This is a genomic window from Microbacterium sp. lyk4-40-TSB-66 (assembly GCF_030209475.1).
Classification (GTDB): Bacteria; Actinomycetota; Actinomycetes; order Actinomycetales; family Microbacteriaceae; genus Microbacterium.
Map to the genome: position 1 here is coordinate 53,823 of NZ_JARVRW010000010.1, position 18,203 is coordinate 72,025.

Consider the following 18,203-nt stretch of genomic DNA (forward strand, 5'->3'; position numbering starts at 1 on the left):
ACGCGGCAGCAGAGCAGGGGGTGGACGACCCGCGCGGCTCCGGGGTGGGCCGCTTAGACTTGCACGCATCATGACCACCCCCGTTTCCTCCCCGACGCTGATCGCGCCGTCCTCCGCCGCGCTGGGCGCCGAGGGTCCGCGCACCTACGAGGTCCGCACCTTCGGATGCCAGATGAACGTGCACGATTCAGAGCGTCTCTCCGGTTCCCTGGAGAGTGCGGGATACGTGCGCGCCGACGCCGGCGTCGAGGCCGACGTCGTCGTCATCAACACGTGCGCCGTCCGCGACAACGCGGCCGGCAAGCTGTACGGCACGCTCGGTCACCTCAAGTCGCGCAAGGACGCGCACGCGGGCATGCAGATCGCCGTCGGCGGGTGTCTCGCCCAGATGGACAAGGACGCCGTGCAGCAGAAGGCCCCCTGGGTCGACGTCGTCTTCGGCACGCACAACATGGGATCGCTGCCCGGCATGCTCGAGCGTGCGCGGCACAACGGCGAGGCCGAGCTCGAGATCCTCGAGTCGCTGGAGATCTTCCCCTCCACCCTCCCCACCAAGCGCGACTCGATCCACAGCGGGTGGGTCTCGATCTCCGTGGGGTGCAACAACACCTGCACGTTCTGCATCGTCCCGAGCCTGCGCGGCAAAGAGAAGGACCGTCGCCCGGGCGACATCCTCAACGAGATCCGTCTGCTCGTCGACGACGGTGCGATCGAGGTCACGCTGCTCGGACAGAACGTGAACTCTTACGGCGTCGAGTTCGGCGATCGTCTCGCCTTCGGAAAGCTGCTGCGCGCCGCGGGTGAGATCGAGGGCCTCGAGCGCATCCGCTTCACGAGCCCCCACCCGGCGGCCTTCACCGACGACGTCATCGCCGCGATGGCCGAGACCCCGGCCGTCATGCCGCAGCTGCACATGCCGCTGCAGTCCGGCTCCGACCGCATCCTCAAGGCGATGCGCCGGTCGTACCGGAGCGAGAAGTTCCTCGGCATCCTGGACCGTGTGCGCGAGCGCATCCCGTACGCGGCGATCACGACCGACATCATCGTCGGCTTCCCCGGCGAGACCGAAGAGGACTTCCAGGAGACCCTGCGCGTGGTGGAGGCCTCCCGCTTCTCCAGCGCCTTCACCTTCCAGTACTCCATTCGCGAGGGCACCCCGGCGGCCACGATGGCCGATCAGGTGCCGAAGGCCGTCGTGCAGGAGCGCTACGAACGCCTCACCGCCCTGCAGGACAGGATCGCGGCCGAAGAGAACCGGAAGCAGCTCGGCCGCACCCTCGACGTGCTCATCTCGGCCGGCGAGGGCAAGAAGGATGCCGAGACGCACCGCCTCACGGGTCGCGCCGAGGACAACCGGCTCGTGCACGTCGAGGTGCCCGCGGGGTCGCCCGTACCGCGACCCGGTGACGTCGTCTCCGCGACCGTGACGCACGCGGCACCCTTCCACCTGCTCGCCGACTCGCCCGACGGCGCACCCCTGCGGATCCGCCGCACGCGCGCGGGTGACGCGTGGGACCGCTCGCAGGCCGAGTCGTGCGGTGTGCCCGCCCCCGCCGGCGAGAGTGACGCGCCGCGCGCGGTGTCGCTGGGTCTTCCCACCCTCCGCGTCGGCGTGTGACCGCGCCCGTCCTCTGGGCGGTCGTCGGCGCGACGGGGACCGGCAAGACCGGCCTCTCGCTCGACCTGGCGGACGCCCTCGCAGCCCGCGGGCGCCGCGCCGAGATCGTCAACGCCGATGCGATGCAGCTCTACCGCGGCATGGACATCGGCACCGCCAAGGTCCCCGAGGCCGAGCGTCGCGGCATCCCGCACCATCTGTTCGACGCCCTCGCCGTGACCGACGAGGCCGCGGTCGCCTGGTATCAGGATGCCGCCCGCACGGTGATCAGCGACATCCACCGCCGCGGTGCGGATGCGATCCTCGTCGGGGGATCGGGTCTGTACGTGTCGAGCGTGCTGTGGGACTTCCGTTTCCCTCCGCGCGACGAGGCGCTGCGCGCACGCTTGGAGGCCGAGCTGGAGGCCGCGGGGACGGGTGCGCTGTACGCACGACTGCGCGAGACCGACCCGGTCGCCGCCGGTCGCATCGACCCGCGCAACGGGCGCCGCGTGGTGCGCGCGCTCGAGGTTCTGGCGCAGGGCGGAGAGACGCACGGCGGTGCGCTTCCGGACGCACCGGAGTTCTGGCATCCGCACACGCGGATCGTCGCCACGGCGATCGATCGGGACGAGCTCGTGCCGCTGCTCGACGCGCGTGTCGACCGCATGTGGGAGCAGGGTCTCGTCGACGAGGTGCGCGCGTTGCGCGCGGACGGCCTCGAGCGGGGGGTGACCGCCGCGCGGGCCATCGGGTACGCGCAGGCCCTCGGTCAGCTGCGGGGCGACCTCACCCGCGCGGAGGCGATCGCCGAGACGCAAGCGCTCACCCGGCGCTACGCGCGCCGACAGGTGTCGTGGTTCCGGCGCTACGCCGACGCCGCGTGGGTCGACGCCCGCCGTGTGGATGCGACACGTCTCGCCGCCGGGGGAGGGGGAGGCGCGTGAACGTCCGGATCCGTCCCTTCGCGCTCCCCGACGAGGAGGCGGTCGTCGCGCTGTGGGACGCGGCCGGACTCACCCGCCCCTGGAACGACCCGCGCGCCGACATCCGACGCAAGCTCTCCGTGCAGCCGGAGCTGTTCCTCGTGGCCGTCGATGTCGACAGCGTGGTCGGCAGTGTCATGGCCGGTTACGACGGTCACCGTGGATGGCTGTACTACCTCGCCGTCGCGGCGTCGCATCGCGGACGGGGTGTCGGTCGCGTCCTGGTCGAGGAGGCGGAGCGATTGCTCGAGGCCATGGGGTGTCCGAAGGTGCAGCTCATGGTGCGCCCCGACAACGCCGGCGCCCGTGGCTTCTACGATGCGCTCGGCTACGAGCCGTTCGACACCTGGTCGACCGGCAGACGTCTCATCGTCGACAGTCCTCCCTCCGCCGTCGACTGAACGATCACGGCGGGCCGCTCCCTAGACTGGAGACATGGCGACTCTTCCGTTCACCAAGGGCCACGGCACCGGCAACGACTTCGTGGTGGTGGCCGACCCCGACGGCGAGCTCGACCTCTCCGACGCGCAGGTCGCGGCCCTGTGCGACCGACACTTCGGCATCGGCGCCGACGGACTGCTGCGCGTCGTGCGCACGACGGCGATCGTCGAGGGGGCGGATGCCGCGGCATCCGGTGCCGAGTGGTTCATGGACTACCGCAATGCCGACGGCTCGAAGGCGGAGATGTGCGGCAACGGCACCCGCGTCTTCGCGCGGTACCTGACCGACACCGGTCTCGCATCGATCGACGAGGGGCTGCCCATCGGCACCCGCGCGGGAGTCAAGACGCTCACGCGCAGCGACCGCGGTTTCGAGGTCGACCTCGGGGTCTTCGAGGTGGATGCCGACGAGACCCTCGTCCGCGCGAAAGGTCTGTCGGTGGCGCGCCCGGGCGTCGGCATCGACGTAGGGAACCCGCACGTGGTCGTCGCCCTGTCGTCCGACGCCGAGCTCGACGGTCTCGATCTCGTGTACCAGCCCGTGCTCGACCCCGCTCCTCGGCACGGCGCGAACGTGGAGTTCGTCGTCCCGGCCGATCCGCTCGTACGCGACGGCGTCGGCGCGATCCGGTTGCGCGTGTTCGAGCGCGGTGTCGGCGAGACGCTGAGTTGCGGTACCGGCGTCGCCGCGGCCGCGCTCGCCGTGCGGCACTGGGCGGGTCCGGCGGCGCCCGATCACTGGGTGGTCGACACCCCGGGCGGCACATTGGGCGTGCGCGTGTTCGGCGGGCGGGTGTTCCTGTCGGGCCCCGCCTCCCTGGTGTTCACCGGCGAGGTCGCACTCGCCTGACCGGCGGGCGATGCGGCGCGAGATCACACGATCGGCTCGAGCGCGCACGGAACGGGTCACCGAGGCCGTGTGACCTCGCGCGGGACGTGTGCTCTCGGCATCCGTCGGCGCTCGCCCCGCCCCGGGTCGGCCACCGACGCCGCCGTTCCCGTCAGGAGACGATGTCGATGGGCTCGCTCGGCGGCGAGCCGTGGCGGCGTACGCGGATCACGCGGAACCCGCGGCCCGTCGCAGCCCGCTGCACGCTGTACCCGTCGACGAACGTGGCGGCGAGCCAGCGCTGCAGGGAGTCCGATCCCAGGTTGCGCTGCACGACGAACCATCCGTCCGAGCGCTCCGACAGGCGGGGGATCCACTGCTGCAGCATTCCGTGCAACTCGCTCTTGCCGACGCGGATGGGCGGGTTCGAGCGGATGGTGCGGAACGCGACCCCGTCGGGAACATCCTCGGGGCGCACGGCGTTGATGTTCGTGAGGCCGAGCGACTGCGCGTTGCGCCTCACGAGATCGAGAGCACGCTCGTTGACGTCGACCGCCCAGATGGTCGCGTGCGGTGAGGCGAGCGCCAGCGACAGCGAGATCGGACCCCACCCGCACCCCAGGTCGAGGAAGTGCCCGCCGGCGGGAGGGGGCGGGGTGTTGGCGAGCAGCACCGAGGTGCCGGCATCCACATGATCGGGACTGAAGACGCCGCCCGCCGTGACCACCTCGAGTTCACGACCGGCGAGCGTCACGCGGATGCGACGGAGCTGCTCGGGACTCGACGGCGACGCGCTGAAGTAGTGCTCGCTCCCCATCACGCCAGGATATCCGACCGTCCCCTCGGGCGTCGGGGCGGATAAAGTGCCAGAACACCGAGATCACCGCCGCGGCAGCGTCCGCGGCCGAAAGGAACACATGACCGAACAGACCACACCCCCGAGCATCGACGCGTCTCCGGTCGACCCGGTGGACCGCGTGCTCTCGCGCGCCGAAGCGCATCGCGGGGTCCGGGTCTTCGGTGCCGCGCAGGCGATCCAGGATGCCACCACCGCCTACGGCGGCGATGCCGACGGTGACCAGTGGGACCGCGAGGAGCGCGCCGCCCTCCGGCGCGTCGCCGGGCTCTCCACCGAGCTCGAGGACGTCACCGAGGTCGAGTACCGCCAGCTGCGCCTCGAGAACGTCGTCCTCGTCGGCGTGCACCCGCAGGGTGAGCAGGCGGATGCCGAGAACTCGCTGCGCGAGCTGTCGGCACTGGCCGAGACGGCCGGTGCCGTCGTGCTCGACGGCGTGCTGCAGCGCCGCCCGCACCCGGATCCCGCGACCTACGTCGGACGCGGGAAGGCGGCGGAACTGCGCGACATCGTCGCCGCGGTGGGTGCCGACACCGTCATCGCCGACACCGAGCTGGCACCCAGCCAGCGCCGTGCGCTCGAGGACGTCGTGAAGGTGAAGGTGATCGACCGCACGACGGTCATCCTCGACATCTTCAGCCAGCACGCCAAGAGCCGCGAGGGTAAGGCGCAGGTCGAGCTCGCCCAACTCGAGTACCTCCTCCCGCGCCTGCGCGGCTGGGGTGACTCGATGTCGCGCCAGGCCGGTGGACAGGTCGGCGCGGGCGGTGCGGGTATGGGCTCGCGCGGACCCGGTGAGACGAAGATCGAGCTAGACCGCCGACGCATCCGCACGAAGATGGCCCTGCTGCGCAAGCAGCTGCGCGACTTCGCACCCGCCCGCGAGGCGAAGCGGGCCGAGCGCAAGCGCCACACGATCCCGTCAGTGGCGATCGCCGGCTACACCAACGCCGGGAAGTCGAGTCTGCTGAACCGGCTCACCAGCGCCGGTGTGCTGGTCGAGAACGCTCTGTTCGCGACCCTGGATGCCACGGTCCGCCGTTCCGAGACGAGCGACGGTCGCGTCTACACGCTGACCGACACGGTCGGCTTCGTGCGCAACCTGCCGCATCAGTTGGTCGAGGCCTTCCGCTCGACCCTCGAGGAGGTCGGCGACGCCGACGTCATCCTGCACGTCGTCGACGCCTCGCACCCCGACCCGGCCGCGCAGCTGATGACGGTGCGCGACGTGATGGGCGACGTCGACGCGAACTTCGGTCAGGAGATCGTCGTCTTCAACAAGGCGGACCTGGTCACGGACGACGACCGACTCGTCCTGCGCGGACTCGCGCCGAAGGCCATGTTCGTGTCGTCGCGCACGGGCGAGGGCATCGACGAACTGCGCGCGGCCATCGAAGAGGCCCTGCCTCTGCCGGCGGTCGAGGTGCAGGCGGTCGTTCCGTACGACCGCGGCGACCTGGTGTCGGCCGTGCACGAGAGCGGGCTCATCCTGGCGCAGGAGCACCGTGAGACCGGAACGTTCCTGCACGCCCACGTGGGTGCCCGCCTCGCGGCGGAGCTGGAGCCGTTCGCGGCCTGACGAGAGACGAAGAACCCCGCCGACCACTGATCGGCGGGGTTCTTCGCGTTCGCTTTCCGGGCGACTGGAGCTTCTCTCCGTGCGCCATCGGCGAGCCGGACGGGCCGTCGCCGCATTCGGCGGCCGCGCGGTCGCCGGTGATCAGTCGAGCTCGAGTGCCGCGACGCCGGGGGTCTCGAAGCCGAAGACCGCGCCAAGGAAACCGAGTTCGCGTTGCAGCGAATCGACGACCGTCTCGGCACGCCGGAAACCGTGCCCCTCTCCCTCGTACAGCACGTAGGCGTGGGGGACACCGTGCGCGGCGAGGGCGTCGCGGATCGCCTCGGCCTGCGACGGAGGGACGACCCGGTCCTCGGTGCCCTGCAGGATCAGCAGCGGCACGCGGAACCGCTCGGGACGACTGAGCGGCGACCGCTCGATGTAGACCTGTTCCGCGTCGGGCAGCGGTCCGATGAGACCGTCGAGGTAGCGCGCCTCGAAGTCGTGGGTGTCTTCGGCCAGGGCGCGGGCGTCGCCGACGCCGTAGCGGGAGATGCCCGCGGAGAAGACGTCGGTGCGGGTGACCGCGGCGAGAACGGTCCATCCGCCGGCGGAGCCGCCCGCGATGGCGAGGCGCTCGGCATCGGCGAGCCCCGCCGCGGCGAGGGCGGATGCCGCCGCGGCGACGTCATCGACGTCGACGACCCCCCACTGGCCCTTGAGCCGGTCGCGATACGCGCGACCGTAGCCGGTGGAGCCGCCGTAATTGACGTCGAGCACGCCGATGCCGCGACTGGTGAGGAACGCCGTCTTCGCGGAGGGCGCGGGGCCGACGTGGGACGTCGGTCCGCCGTGCACGAGCACGACATACGGCGGGCGTTCGTCCGCGGGGGCGGTGATGTCGGGATGCGTGGGCGCGTAGGCGAAGGCGTGCACCGGGCCGTGGGGCCCCTCCGTCTCGAGGGCGCGAGCCGACGGCATCCATTCGTCGCCCCAGGAGCCGGATCCGCCCGTCACGAGGTCGACGGAGCCGGTGTCGAGGTCGACCAGCCACAGGCCGGAGCGCCCCGCCGCGTCCCCGCCCGAGATCAACACCCGGCTACCGCGCGCGTCATCGACCGCGGCGCCGGCGACCACGGGAACGTCGAGCGGGCGCACACCAGACGGGGCGATCTCGACGATCTCGTCGGCGCCGTCGGTTCGCACCGCGACGATGCGCCCGTCGCCCGCCGCACCGAACCACCGCGTGCCGAGCACCCACAGCCCACCGCCGGTGTCGGCGTCCGCCGGCGCGACGGGCTGAGCATCACCGTCGAGGGGACGGCGGAAGAGGTTCCAGCGGCCACCCGGATCGTCGGCGTAGAGCAGTTCGTCGTCGGCGAGCCAGACGGGCTGCAGGGGTGCGCGGTTCGCGCCGTGCGCGAGGTCGTGCACCTCTCCGGAGGAGAGGTCGGCCACGCGCAGGATCGTGGCGTCCCACGGCATGTCGGGGTGGTTCCAAGCGATCCACGCGAGCCGCGTGCCGTCGGGGCTGAGGGCGGGCTGGGCGAGGAAGTCGCTGCCGTCGGCGAGCACGTCGACGGCTCCGGATTCGTCGGTGGCGATGCGCACGATGGCCCGCGCCGGCACGCGCTCTGCACCGTGCGTCTCGCGGACCGCCAGCAGCGTGCCGTGCTCGAACCGCAGACCCCCATGGCGCGCGGCGTCGTCGGACGGGGTGAGGGCTCGCGCCTGACCGCCCGGGCGCAGGGCGTACACCCGCTGGTCGGTCTTCTCGACGTAGTAGAGCTCGCCCTCGTCGGACGCGGTCCAGGCGCCGCCCCCGTACTCGTGGACCGCGGAGCGAGCATTGGCGGGAGCGGGGAGCACCGTCTCGACCGAACCGTCGGCGCGGCGGCGCCTCACGGCGACCCGGCCGGCCTCGACGGGGACGGACTCGCCCCACCACACCTCGTCGCCGACCATCCGCGCACCGTCGATACGCGGGCTCGACTGCGCCACCGACTCGGGGGTGATCGGGGAGGGCCAGGAACCGTAGGGGAGGGTGTCAGGCATGGCTCCCACCCTACGGACCCCCTCCGACACGCGGCGAGGCGGTGTCCTCAAGCCCCGACGGGTCGCTTCTGCACGCCGAGGCCGCCCACCCACTCGCGGATGATCTGTCGCTGCGCGTCGTCGCAGGTGTAGCCGTAGCCGACGCTCACCTCCCAGTACGAGAGGTCGTCGATGGGCACCTCGTGGTCTAGAGACCACCCATCCAGGAACGTCAGGGCGTAACAGTCCGCCATGGTCTCCATGTCGCCGGAGAACGCGGTGAGAGCGGATGCCGTGGCTTCGGGGTTCGTGAACTGCAGCACGTGGGCGTACTCGTGGTACGCGACGCCCGTGCGGATCCAGTCCGTCAACTGCGGGTCGGAGCGCGTGTCTCCGCTGACGTGGACGACGAAGGGACCGCCCTCCGCCACGCACGCCATGGCTTCGAGACCGCACGGGCGGTTGGTCTCGTCGAAGGCCATGCTCACCCACCCTCCACCGAGGCTGTCGAAGGTGGCCTCCCACGGGGTTCCCGTGGCGTTGGTCGAGGCTTGACCGCGCGCCGCCGCCGCTCGGTTGGACAGCACGGCGGTGAACGCCTCGACGTCGACGACGTCCCGGCTCAGTGCTCCGGCGGTCCACCGGTGCTGCCACGCGCTGTCGGCGAAAGCCTCGATCTCGGTCCACGGGACGAGCGTCGCGTACGGGAGGCCGACCAGCGGATCGATCGTCGAGTAGAGCTCGGTCATCGCAGCGCCGAACTGCTCCTTGCGGTCGATGAGGCCGCGCTGCTCCTCGATCTCGCGCTGCTGCTGCTGGATCTGATTCCGCTGGTCGTCGATCTGGGAGCGCGACTCCGACAACTGCGACGACAACCAGAGAAAGCCCGCTCCCGCGGCCACGATCGATACCGCGAGCGCCGCGCCCAGGAAGACGGTGCTCCGACGTGGACGGCGCCGCGAGGGGGGCGACGAGATGAGCGGGGAGGGGGCGGCGGCGAGGTGCTCGCCGGGATACCCGGCGTCGACGAGTCGGCCGTCGTTGTCACCCTGGGCGGCGGCGGCCGCGTCGGGATCGTTCGGAGCGGGGGTGGTCGACGGGGAGTCGCCCGGGGTGGTTGTCGATGACACGGATCTCGCCTTCTCTGCGCGTCCGGTCATGGTAGCTGCGGCGCGTGTCCACCCCGTTTCGTCCTGTGGAGAACGACCGCGGTCTGTAGGGCGACGCGCGCACCCCGTGTCGTCGCACCGGGCGGCTGCGTCAGACCGCGCGCAGCACCGCCACGACGCGACCCAGCACGACGGCCTCATCGCCGAGGATGGGCTCGAACGCGCTGTTGCGGGGGAGGAGCCAGGTGTGACCGTCGCGGCGACGGAATGTCTTGACCGTGGCTTCACCCTCGAGCATGGCGGCGACGATCTCACCGTTCTCGGCGTTCGCCTGGGAGCGCACGACCACCCAGTCGCCGTCGCAGATGGCGGCGTCGATCATCGAGTCGCCCGAGACCTTGAGCATGAACAACTCGCCCTTTCCGACGAGCTGGCGGGGGAGGGGGAAGATCTCCTCCACCTGCTGGTCTGCGGTGATGGGCACACCCGCCGCGATCCGGCCGACCAGGGGCACGAGGGCGGCGTCGCCCACCGAGGGTGCGGTGTCGGCCGGGTTCTCGGCGGCGGTGCCGGGAAGGTCTATCAGCACCTCCATCGCGCGGGTCTTGCCCGGGTCGCGGCGCAGGTAGCCGCTGAGCTCGAGCTGATTCAGCTGATGGGTGACGCTCGACAGCGACTTCAGGCCGACGGCGTCGCCGATCTCGCGCATGCTCGGCGGGTAACCGTGCCGCGCGATCGATCGCTGGATGACCTCGAGGATCGCGAGCTGCTTCTCGCTGAGGCTCTTGCGCCGACGCGTCTGCGGTCGTTCGCGGCCGGCGGTCGTCGCGTCGGTCATCTGATGCTCCCCTCGCGCCGCGGGAAGGGCGGCGGAAATTCGAATGTCGGAGGTTGGTGATGAGGTCTCCGTGTCGAAACCGTATCCGGTCGACGAGGCGAATCGCGTGGAAGCCCACGCGTGTCGCGTTCGATTCGTATCCGACATACGTCGTCTTGACACCCGCACAGTATCGAAGATAGATTCGGAATACAGATTCGCACTCCCGCCCTCCCGGCCGAGGGTGGGGTGCGAATCTCTCCCCACTGAGGAGCACACCATGACCAGCATCGCCATCTCCGCCCCCGCCACCCGCCTGCGCATCACGCCGCGCGGTCGCCGCGTCGTCACCTTCCTGGTGTCGCTGCCGCTCGTCGTGGCTCTCGGTGTCGCGATCGTCGGCGGCGGTGCCGCGCTGGCCTCGAACGAAGCCGGCGCATCCGCCGGCTCGTTCTCCGAGGTCACCGTCATGAGCGGCGACACCCTGTGGTCGATCGCTGAAGAGCTGGCACCCGCGGCCGACCCCCGCGACGTCGTCGCCAAGATCTCCCGTCTCAACGCCCTCTCCGGCGGTTCTGTGGCGGCCGGTCAGCGCATCGCGATCCCCACCGAGTACGCCCCCGCGAACTGACCTCGCCCTCGCGCCGGTCATGCCGCGTGAGTCGCCACGACGCCCGCCGCCTACGATGGGTGGGGTGACCGTACGCCTCGACGACCTGCCCCTACGCGACGATCTGCGGGGAATGACCCCGTACGGAGCACCGCAGGCGCCGCTTCCCGTCGCGCTGAACGTGAACGAGAACACGCATCCCGTTCCCTCCGAAGTCGCAGACGACATTCTCGATGCCGTCGCCCGGGCCCTCCGTGACGTCAACCGCTATCCCGACCGTGAGTTCACAGGACTCCGAGAGGCGTTCGCGCATTACCTGGGCCACGGCCTGGGGGCCGAACAGATCTGGGCGGCCAACGGCTCGAACGAGGTGCTGCAGCACATCCTCCAGGCGTTCGGCGGTCCCGGTCGGACCGCGATGGGCTTCGCTCCCACGTACTCGATGTATCCGATCCTCACGCGCGCGACGGGTGCGCGGTGGATCGCCGGTCACCGCGAGCACGATTTCTCGCTTACTGCGGAGTCCGCAGCGGCGCAGGTGCGCGAACAGCGTCCCGACGTGGTGTTCCTGTGCGCGCCCAACAACCCCACGGGCACCCCTCTCCGACGCGATGTCATCGAGGCGGTCTACGACGCGACCGACGGTGTCGTCATCGTCGACGAGGCCTACGAGGAGTTCGCCCCGCGCGACGAGCCGTCCGCCGTCGCGCTCCTTCCGGGTCGTCCGCGGTTGGTCGTCTCCCGCACGATGAGCAAGGCCTTCGCCTTCGCCGGTGCGCGGGTGGGCTACCTCGCGGCCGACCCAGCCTTCGTCGACGCCCTGCGCCTCGTGCGCCTGCCGTACCACCTGAGCGCACTGACCCAGGCGGCGGCGACCGCCGCTCTGGGCCACGCCGAGACCATGCTTGCGATGGTCGACGAGATCGTCGCTCAGCGCGATCGCATCTCCGCGACGGTGTCCGCGCTCGGGTACACGGCACACGAGTCGTGGACGAACTTCGTCCTGTTCGGAGGGGTCGATGACCCGGCCGCGACGTGGAAAGCGCTGTACGACCGCGGCGTGCTCATCCGCGACGTCGGCATTCCCCACCACCTGCGCGTCTCGGCCGGAACGGCCGACGAGACCACCGCGTTCCTCGACGCCCTCGCCTCGATAGGATCCCGATCATGACCGGCCCCGCAACGCCCCGCACCGCCTCGATCACGCGCGAGACGAGCGAGTCGCACATCGAGCTCGAGCTGGATCTCGACGGGCGCGGTGCGAGCGACATCCAGACGACGGTGCCGTTCTTCGACCACATGCTCACGGCGTTCGCGAAGCACTCGCTCACCGACCTGCGCGTGCGCGCCACCGGAGACACCCACATCGACGCCCACCACACGGTCGAGGACACCTCGATCGTGCTCGGCCAGGCGATCCGTCAGGCACTCGGCGACAAGTCCGGCATCGCGCGCTACGGTGACGCCCTCGTCCCGCTCGACGAGGCACTCGCGCAGGCGGTGGTCGACATCAGCGGTCGTCCGTACCTCGTGCACACCGGCGAGCCCGCCGGATTCGAGCACCACCTCATCGGGGGTCACTTCACCGGCTCGCTCGTGCGCCACTCGTTCGAGGCCATCTCCATCCACGCCGGGCTCACCGTGCACGTGCGCGTCCTGGGCGGACGCGACCCGCACCACATCGCCGAGGCGGAGTACAAGGCGCTCGCGCGCGCCTTCCGTCAGGCCAAGGCACTCGATCCCCTCGTCGACGGCATCCCGAGCACGAAGGGCGCGCTGTGACGGCCAAGCCCGTCGTCGCGGTCCTCGATTACGGGTCAGGCAACGTCCACTCCGCCGTGAAGGCGCTCGTCGAGGCGGGCGCCGACGCGCGGCTGACGTCCGATCGGTCACTGCTGCTCGACGCCGACGGACTGCTCGTGCCCGGCGTCGGCGCGTTCCGCGCTGTCATGGATTCATTGAACGCCAGTCGCGGGGGCGAGATCATCGACCGCCGTCTCGCCGGTGGGCGGCCGGTCCTCGGCATCTGCGTCGGCATGCAGGTCATGTTCGAGCGCGGCATCGAGCGCGGCACCGACACCCCGGGGCTGGGGGAGTGGCCGGGCACGGTCGCCGAACTCACGGCCCCCGTGCTGCCGCACATGGGCTGGAACACCGTCACCGCGGGCGAGGGTTCCCGACTGTTCGAGGGCATCGAGCGCGAGCGGTTCTACTTCGTGCACTCCTACGCCGCACAGGAGTGGTCGCTCGCCGTCACCCCGCCGTTCCCACAGCCGTCCGTGACGTGGTGCACGTACGGTGCGCCCTTCATCGCGGCGGTCGAGAACGGTCCGCTGGCGGCGACGCAGTTCCACCCCGAGAAGTCGGGCGAAGCCGGCATCCGCCTCCTCGCCAATTGGATCGACGGGCTGCGCGCGACTACTGTGTGACCTCGTGCCCCGGCTCGGCGAGATGCGCCGAAGGGTGCGAGGAGCCATGAACGATTTCGCGTCCACGCCCGAACTTGTGCTGCTTCCGGCGGTCGATGTGGCCGACGGTAAAGCCGTCCGCCTGACCCAGGGCGAGGCCGGTACCGAGACCAGCTACGGCGACCCCGTCGACGCGGCCGCCGACTTCGCCCGCCAGGGCGCGCAGTGGATCCACCTCGTCGACCTCGACGCCGCCTTCGGCCGTGGCAGCAACGCCGGCGTCATGCGCAAGGTCATCAAGCAGGTCAAGGGCGTGCAGGTGGAGCTCTCGGGCGGCATCCGCGACGACCGCACGCTGGAGGCTGCGCTCGAGAGCGGCGCGAGCCGTATCAACCTCGGCACGGCGGCGCTCGAGAACCCCGAGTGGGCGGCAGATGTCATCAACCGCTACGGCGAGGCCATCGCCGTCGGTCTCGATGTGCGCGGCACGACGCTCGCGGCCCGCGGGTGGACGCGTGACGGCGGCGATCTGTGGACGGTGCTCGATCGTCTCGAGGACGCCGGCTGCAGCCGTTACGTCGTCACCGACGTCACCAAGGACGGTACGCTCCGCGGCCCCAACATCGAACTGCTGCGCGAGATGACCCAGCGCACCCCGAAGCCGATCGTCGCCTCCGGCGGCGTGTCCAGCCTCGACGACATCGCGGCGCTGCGCGACCTCGTGCCCCTCGGAGTCGAGGGCGCCATCGTCGGCAAGGCGCTCTATGCGGGGCAGTTCACGCTCGCTGAGGCACTGGATGTCGCCGGACACTGACGGTCCGAACGGGCACGACCCGCACGATCACGGTCACGGCCCGCACGGCGCCGCAGCCGACTCGGCCGGCCTCCCCTGGGAGGGGCGCAGCTTCTCGGCCAATCCGCACTCGGGCGATGACGGGTCGGCCGATCCGGCACTGCTGTCCGCTCTCCTCGCGTTCCGAGCGGCGGAGGGCGACGCCCGCGCGGTGGTCGATGCCTACCGCGAGGCGCGCCTGCTGATCCCCCTGGTCGCCGAGAAGGGTGACCACGGTATCGGCGCGCACGGGCTCGAGGTCGACAAGACGCAGGAACTGTCGATCGTCACGGTCGCCGCGCCGGACGGACGCAAAGTCCTCCCCGTCTTCACCTCGGTCACCGCGCTCCAGACCTGGGATGCCCTGGCGCGACCCGTTCCCGCCGACGGTCGACGCACGGCGCTGGCCGCGGCATCCGAAGACACCGAGCTCATCGTCATCGACCCGGGATCGGAGACGGAGTTCGTCGTCCGCCGTCCCGCGGTCTGGGCGATCGCCCAGGGCGAGTCGTGGGAGCCCGCCCATACCTCGCCGACGGTCTTCACGGGCTTGCAGCAGAGCATCTCGGGTGAACTCGCGGTGCTCGACCTCGCGGTCGAATCGGGCGATCCCACGGGGCGTCTGCGCGGGCCGGAGCTCGTCGTCCACCTGCAGCTGATGTCGGGCCTGGAGCAGGAGGAATTGGATGCCGTCCTCGCTCGCGTCGCCCGCCGGTGGGCGTCCGATGACCGTATCGCCGTCCTCGTCGACTCGCTGACGGTGAAACTGCACCGCAGCACCGAGTCCTGACCGCGCCGCCTGCCCCGCCGGCAGGCCGACTCATGCGCTTCCGTCCGCCTCCCTCGAGTGTTCCGGGGGAGCCGGCCCGCGGCTCAGGGCGCTGAGATGCCCCCTTCCCTGCGAGTCAGGGGAGGGACCCGCAGCTCATACCCATGCGGGTGTCACGAAGGAGTCGCCCTGCGGCAGAGGACTGCGGGGGTGCCCCTTCCCAAGTCGACCCGCAGCAGCTCATACCCATGCGGGTGTCACGAAGGAGCCGCCCTGCGGCAGAGGCGAAGGGGTGCCACTTGTCTTAGGTCGATCGCTGCAGGGGCCCCGTTCTCGACCTCAGACAAGGGGCACCCCGTAGCCGATACCCCCAGAGCGAACGACCTACGTGACGGGACCCGTCCACTTCTCGCCCGGCCCCTTACCGATCGGGTCCTGGATCGTCGACGCCTCACGGAAGGCCAGTTGGAGCGAGCGCAGCCCGTCGCGCAGCGATCGCGCGTGCATGTCGCTGATCTCGGGGGCGCCGGCCGTGATGAGACCGGCCAGGGCGTTGATGAGCTTGCGCGCCTCGTCGAGGTCGAGCTGGTGGGCGGGATCGTCGGCGAGTCCCGTCTTGACCGCGGCGGCGCTCATGAGGTGGACGGCGGCTGTCGTGATGACTTCGACGGCCGGCACGTCCGCGATGTCGCGGGTCGCCGAGGAGGCTGCACGCTCCTGCTCCTCCCATCGCGCGAGACGTTCGTCTTCGCCGCCGTGGCGGTGTGCGGAGTGGTCTTCGGCGGGCTGGTCGGAGGGGTTCGTGTCCACGTGAATCTCTCTGCTAGACTGTGGCGGGCTTCGGAGCTTTCCGCTCCGTACGAAAGAGGATCACATCCCACCCGCGCTTGCCGTTCCAGGCTACCGGGTTCCCGCACTCCGCTCCGTTTCGCACGGGGTCGCCTGGGTGCAGAAGCCGGTGCTGACAGCACCGTGCCGGGTGGCGTGTTTCTCCTCTTCGCCCGCGATTCGATCGGATCGCGGCGGCCGTCATCCGCAGACAAGAGGAGTTCCGCATCAGCGATCCCCGCACCAACGAGCGCATCCGAGTCCCGGAGGTCCGTCTCGTCGGACCCAACGGCGAGCAGGTCGGCATCGTCCGCATCGAAGCTGCGCTGCGCCTGGCCCAGGAAGCGGACCTCGACCTGGTCGAGGTTGCGCCGAGCTCGAAGCCGCCCGTGGTCAAGATCATGGATTACGGCAAGTTCAAGTACGAGGCCGCTCAGAAGGCCAAGGAGACGCGTCGTAACCAGGCGAACACCGTCCTCAAAGAGGTCCGGTTCCGCCTGAAGATCGAGGCCCACGACTACATCACCAAGCTCAAGCGCGCCGAGGGCTTCCTCCAGGCGGGTGACAAGGTGAAGGCGATGATCCTGTTCCGCGGTCGCGAGCAGTCGCGTCCCGAGCAGGGTGTGCGTCTGCTCCGCAAGTTCGCCGAAGACGTCGCCGAGTTCGGCACCGTCGAGTCGAACCCCACGATCGACGGTCGCAACATGGTGATGGTCGTCGCTCCTCACAAGAACAAGTCCGAGGTCAAGACCGAGCAGAACGCTCTGCGCACCGCGAACCGCGAGGCGGCGCGCAGCGCCGCGCGCGGCGACTCGGAATCGGACTCGGAAGAAACCCCCTCCTCGGCCCCCGCCGAGTAGAGCTCCCCAGACTCCCGCTCCGCCGGGAAGACCAACGAAGGAAGACAGATGCCGAAGCAGAAGACCCACTCGGGCGCCAAGAAGCGCTTCAAGCTCACCGGTAGCGGCAAGCTCATGAAGCAGCAGGCCGGCATGCGCCACAACCTCGAAGGCAAGGCCTCGAAGCGCACCCGCCGCCTGAACCAGGAGCAGGTCCTGGCCAAGGGCGACTCGAAGGTCGCCAAGAAGCTCCTCGGTCTCTGAGCGCCGACGCACGTTAGGAAGAAACAGAAATGGCTAGAGTCAAGCGGGCAGTAAACGCCCACAAGAAGCGTCGCGTCATCCTGGAGCGCGCCTCCGGTTACCGCGGTCAGCGTTCGCGCCTGTACCGCAAGGCCAAGGAGCAGGTCACCCACTCCCTGGTCTACGCGTACCGCGACCGTCGCAAGCGCAAGGGCGATTTCCGTCGTCTGTGGATCCAGCGCATCAACGCCGCGTCCCGCCAGAACGGGCTCACGTACAACCGCTTCATCCAGGGCCTCGGCCTCGCGGGTGTGCAGGTCGACCGCCGCATGCTCGCCGAGCTCGCGGTGAACGAGCCCACCGTGTTCGCCTCGCTCGTGCAGACCGCCAAGGCGGCCCTGCCCAGCGACGTCAACGCGCCGAAGTCCGCGTAACCCGCGTCTTCCTTCCGGAACGGGCGTCCTCCTCGCGAGGGCGCCCGTTCCGCTTTTCCTCCGCTCCGGGGGGCGCGTATCGGCTCCGCGTTCGCCGAGCGCCGCATCCCGTCGGCGTCCGCGCGGCATCCGGGGTGCATGCCGGGGGAGCCATACACTGAGGGCGTGCTGGAGAACCCCCGTTCGCCGCGGGTGCGCGCCGTGGCCAAGTTGAGCAAGCGAGCCGCCCGTCAGGAGACCGGACTCTTCCTGCTCGAAGGCCCCCAGGCGGCGCGCGAGGCCCTCGCGTGGGCCCCCGAGACGGTGCTCGAGCTCTACGCCACCCCGAGCGCCCTCGAGAAGCACGTGGATGTGCGCGACGCCGCCGAGCAGGCGGGCGTCGACCTGCAGTACACGACCGAAGCGGTCCTGGATGCCATGGCCGACACCGTGACGCCGCAGGGCATCGTCGCGGTGGCACGGCAGGCGCCGACGGCGTTGAAAGACGTACTCGCGGCGGGCCCGCGGCTCATCGCGATCTGCGAGGAGGTCCGCGACCCGGGCAACCTCGGCACCATCATCCGCGCCGCCGACGCGGCGGGAGCGGATGCCGTCATCCTCACCGGACGCACCGTCGATCCCTACAACCCGAAGGTCGTGCGCTCCACGACCGGGTCGCTGTTCCACCTGCCGGTGGCCGTCGATCTCGAGCTCGCCGACGTGGTCGAGCGCGTGCACGAGGCGGGTCTTCGCGTCGTCGCCGCCGACGTCGGAGGCGACGATTTCCTGGCATCCCGCGGCGTCCTCGCGGAGCCGACCGCGTGGTTGTTCGGTAACGAGGCGCGGGGTCTCGACGACGAAGCGCTCGCGCGCGCCGACGTGGCGCTACGGCTTCCCATCTACGGTCGCGCCGAGTCGCTCAACCTCGCCACGGCGGCGAGCGTGTGCCTCTACGAGACGGCTTTCGCCCAGCGGGCGCGCTGACAGCGGCTGTTACAGAACGGTTAAGGCGCGCGCCGGAAGGTGGTCGGCGGC

At 70.4% G+C, this 18,203-nt stretch carries 20 protein-coding genes; 15 read left to right on the plus strand and 5 right to left on the minus strand.

The window, feature by feature from the left end; all coding sequences use genetic code 11:
* Positions 1-70 precede the first annotated feature (70 nt).
* The 4 genes from miaB to dapF are packed head-to-tail and all read left to right on the plus strand — an operon-like array spanning position 71 to position 3,873.
* On the plus strand, positions 71-1,618 hold the full coding sequence (gene miaB, locus QRO03_RS12635) for a tRNA (N6-isopentenyl adenosine(37)-C2)-methylthiotransferase MiaB (protein ID WP_285137849.1): 1,548 nt from the start codon (positions 71-73) through the stop codon (positions 1,616-1,618).
* The gene (gene miaA / locus QRO03_RS12640) at positions 1,615-2,544 is read left to right on the plus strand and encodes a tRNA (adenosine(37)-N6)-dimethylallyltransferase MiaA (RefSeq protein WP_285137850.1); all 930 of its coding nucleotides are present in this window, start codon (positions 1,615-1,617) and stop codon (positions 2,542-2,544) included. Before miaB ends, miaA begins: the two co-directional genes overlap by 4 nt.
* Positions 2,541-2,984, plus strand: a complete 444-nt coding sequence (locus QRO03_RS12645; protein WP_285137851.1) for a GNAT family acetyltransferase — start codon at positions 2,541-2,543, stop codon at positions 2,982-2,984. The genes miaA and QRO03_RS12645 overlap by 4 nt, the downstream gene beginning before the upstream one ends.
* 34 nt (positions 2,985-3,018) lie before the next feature.
* Complete coding sequence (dapF, locus tag QRO03_RS12650; RefSeq protein ID WP_285137852.1) at positions 3,019-3,873, plus strand: diaminopimelate epimerase; 855 nt, start codon at positions 3,019-3,021, stop codon at positions 3,871-3,873.
* Between the two features lie 151 nt (positions 3,874-4,024).
* Here dapF and QRO03_RS12655 read toward each other — a convergent pair whose 3' ends face one another.
* On the minus strand, positions 4,025-4,669 hold the full coding sequence (locus tag QRO03_RS12655; protein ID WP_285137853.1) for a class I SAM-dependent methyltransferase: 645 nt from the start codon (positions 4,667-4,669) through the stop codon (positions 4,025-4,027).
* Between the two features lie 100 nt (positions 4,670-4,769).
* Between QRO03_RS12655 and hflX the strand changes: the two genes are divergently transcribed.
* Positions 4,770-6,287, plus strand: a complete 1,518-nt coding sequence (hflX, locus tag QRO03_RS12660; protein WP_285137854.1) for a GTPase HflX — start codon at positions 4,770-4,772, stop codon at positions 6,285-6,287.
* 141 nt (positions 6,288-6,428) lie between these two features.
* On the opposite strand, the gene QRO03_RS12665 is transcribed toward hflX, so the two are convergent.
* From QRO03_RS12665 to lexA, 3 genes are all read right to left on the minus strand, one after another.
* A complete protein-coding gene (locus QRO03_RS12665) occupies positions 6,429-8,321 on the minus strand; it encodes a S9 family peptidase (protein ID WP_285137855.1) in 1,893 nt (630 codons plus the stop codon).
* A 47-nt stretch (positions 8,322-8,368) separates the two neighbouring features.
* Positions 8,369-9,430, minus strand: coding sequence for a hypothetical protein (locus tag QRO03_RS12670; protein ID WP_285137856.1), 1,062 nt, complete (start codon positions 9,428-9,430; stop codon positions 8,369-8,371).
* 130 nt (positions 9,431-9,560) lie between these two features.
* Positions 9,561-10,247, minus strand: a complete 687-nt coding sequence (gene lexA / locus QRO03_RS12675) for a transcriptional repressor LexA (protein ID WP_285137857.1) — start codon at positions 10,245-10,247, stop codon at positions 9,561-9,563.
* Positions 10,248-10,506: 259 nt separating this feature from the next.
* On the opposite strand from lexA, the gene QRO03_RS12680 reads away from it, so the two are divergent.
* The 6 genes from QRO03_RS12680 to QRO03_RS12705 are packed head-to-tail and all read left to right on the plus strand — an operon-like array spanning position 10,507 to position 14,866.
* Positions 10,507-10,857, plus strand: a complete 351-nt coding sequence (locus QRO03_RS12680; protein WP_285137858.1) for a LysM peptidoglycan-binding domain-containing protein — start codon at positions 10,507-10,509, stop codon at positions 10,855-10,857.
* A gap of 55 nt (positions 10,858-10,912) precedes the next feature.
* Positions 10,913-12,007 carry a histidinol-phosphate transaminase gene (locus QRO03_RS12685; protein ID WP_285137859.1) on the plus strand — a complete coding sequence of 365 codons (1,095 nt, stop codon included), beginning with the start codon at positions 10,913-10,915 and terminating at the stop codon, positions 12,005-12,007.
* Complete coding sequence (hisB, locus tag QRO03_RS12690; RefSeq protein ID WP_285137860.1) at positions 12,004-12,618, plus strand: imidazoleglycerol-phosphate dehydratase HisB; 615 nt, start codon at positions 12,004-12,006, stop codon at positions 12,616-12,618. Before QRO03_RS12685 ends, hisB begins: the two co-directional genes overlap by 4 nt.
* Entirely contained in the window at positions 12,615-13,265 is a 651-nt protein-coding gene (gene hisH, locus QRO03_RS12695; RefSeq protein ID WP_285137861.1) for an imidazole glycerol phosphate synthase subunit HisH, read from the plus strand. The genes hisB and hisH overlap by 4 nt, the downstream gene beginning before the upstream one ends.
* Positions 13,266-13,311: 46 nt before the next feature.
* Positions 13,312-14,058 (plus strand): bifunctional 1-(5-phosphoribosyl)-5-((5-phosphoribosylamino)methylideneamino)imidazole-4-carboxamide isomerase/phosphoribosylanthranilate isomerase PriA, encoded by a 747-nt coding sequence (priA, locus tag QRO03_RS12700; RefSeq protein WP_285137862.1) that lies wholly within the window; start codon positions 13,312-13,314, stop codon positions 14,056-14,058.
* Entirely contained in the window at positions 14,042-14,866 is an 825-nt protein-coding gene (locus tag QRO03_RS12705) for an SseB family protein (RefSeq protein WP_285137863.1), read from the plus strand. The genes priA and QRO03_RS12705 overlap by 17 nt, the downstream gene beginning before the upstream one ends.
* Before the next feature lie 363 nt (positions 14,867-15,229).
* Here the strand turns inward: QRO03_RS12705 and QRO03_RS12710 are convergent, their stop codons facing one another.
* Positions 15,230-15,655, minus strand: coding sequence for a DUF1844 domain-containing protein (locus QRO03_RS12710; RefSeq protein ID WP_285137864.1), 426 nt, complete (start codon positions 15,653-15,655; stop codon positions 15,230-15,232).
* 245 nt (positions 15,656-15,900) lie between these two features.
* On the opposite strand from QRO03_RS12710, the gene infC reads away from it, so the two are divergent.
* The 4 genes from infC (at position 15,901) to QRO03_RS12730 (ending at position 18,152) form a co-directional block, all read left to right on the plus strand.
* Complete coding sequence (gene infC / locus QRO03_RS12715) at positions 15,901-16,533, plus strand: translation initiation factor IF-3 (protein WP_502883045.1); 633 nt, start codon at positions 15,901-15,903, stop codon at positions 16,531-16,533.
* Positions 16,534-16,581: 48 nt separating this feature from the next.
* A complete protein-coding gene (rpmI, locus tag QRO03_RS12720; RefSeq protein WP_013583375.1) occupies positions 16,582-16,776 on the plus strand; it encodes a 50S ribosomal protein L35 in 195 nt (64 codons plus the stop codon).
* A 29-nt stretch (positions 16,777-16,805) separates the two neighbouring features.
* Positions 16,806-17,189, plus strand: coding sequence for a 50S ribosomal protein L20 (rplT, locus tag QRO03_RS12725; protein ID WP_055957776.1), 384 nt, complete (start codon positions 16,806-16,808; stop codon positions 17,187-17,189).
* A gap of 165 nt (positions 17,190-17,354) precedes the next feature.
* Positions 17,355-18,152 carry a TrmH family RNA methyltransferase gene (locus tag QRO03_RS12730; RefSeq protein ID WP_285137865.1) on the plus strand — a complete coding sequence of 266 codons (798 nt, stop codon included), beginning with the start codon at positions 17,355-17,357 and terminating at the stop codon, positions 18,150-18,152.
* Positions 18,153-18,203: the final 51 nt, after the last annotated feature.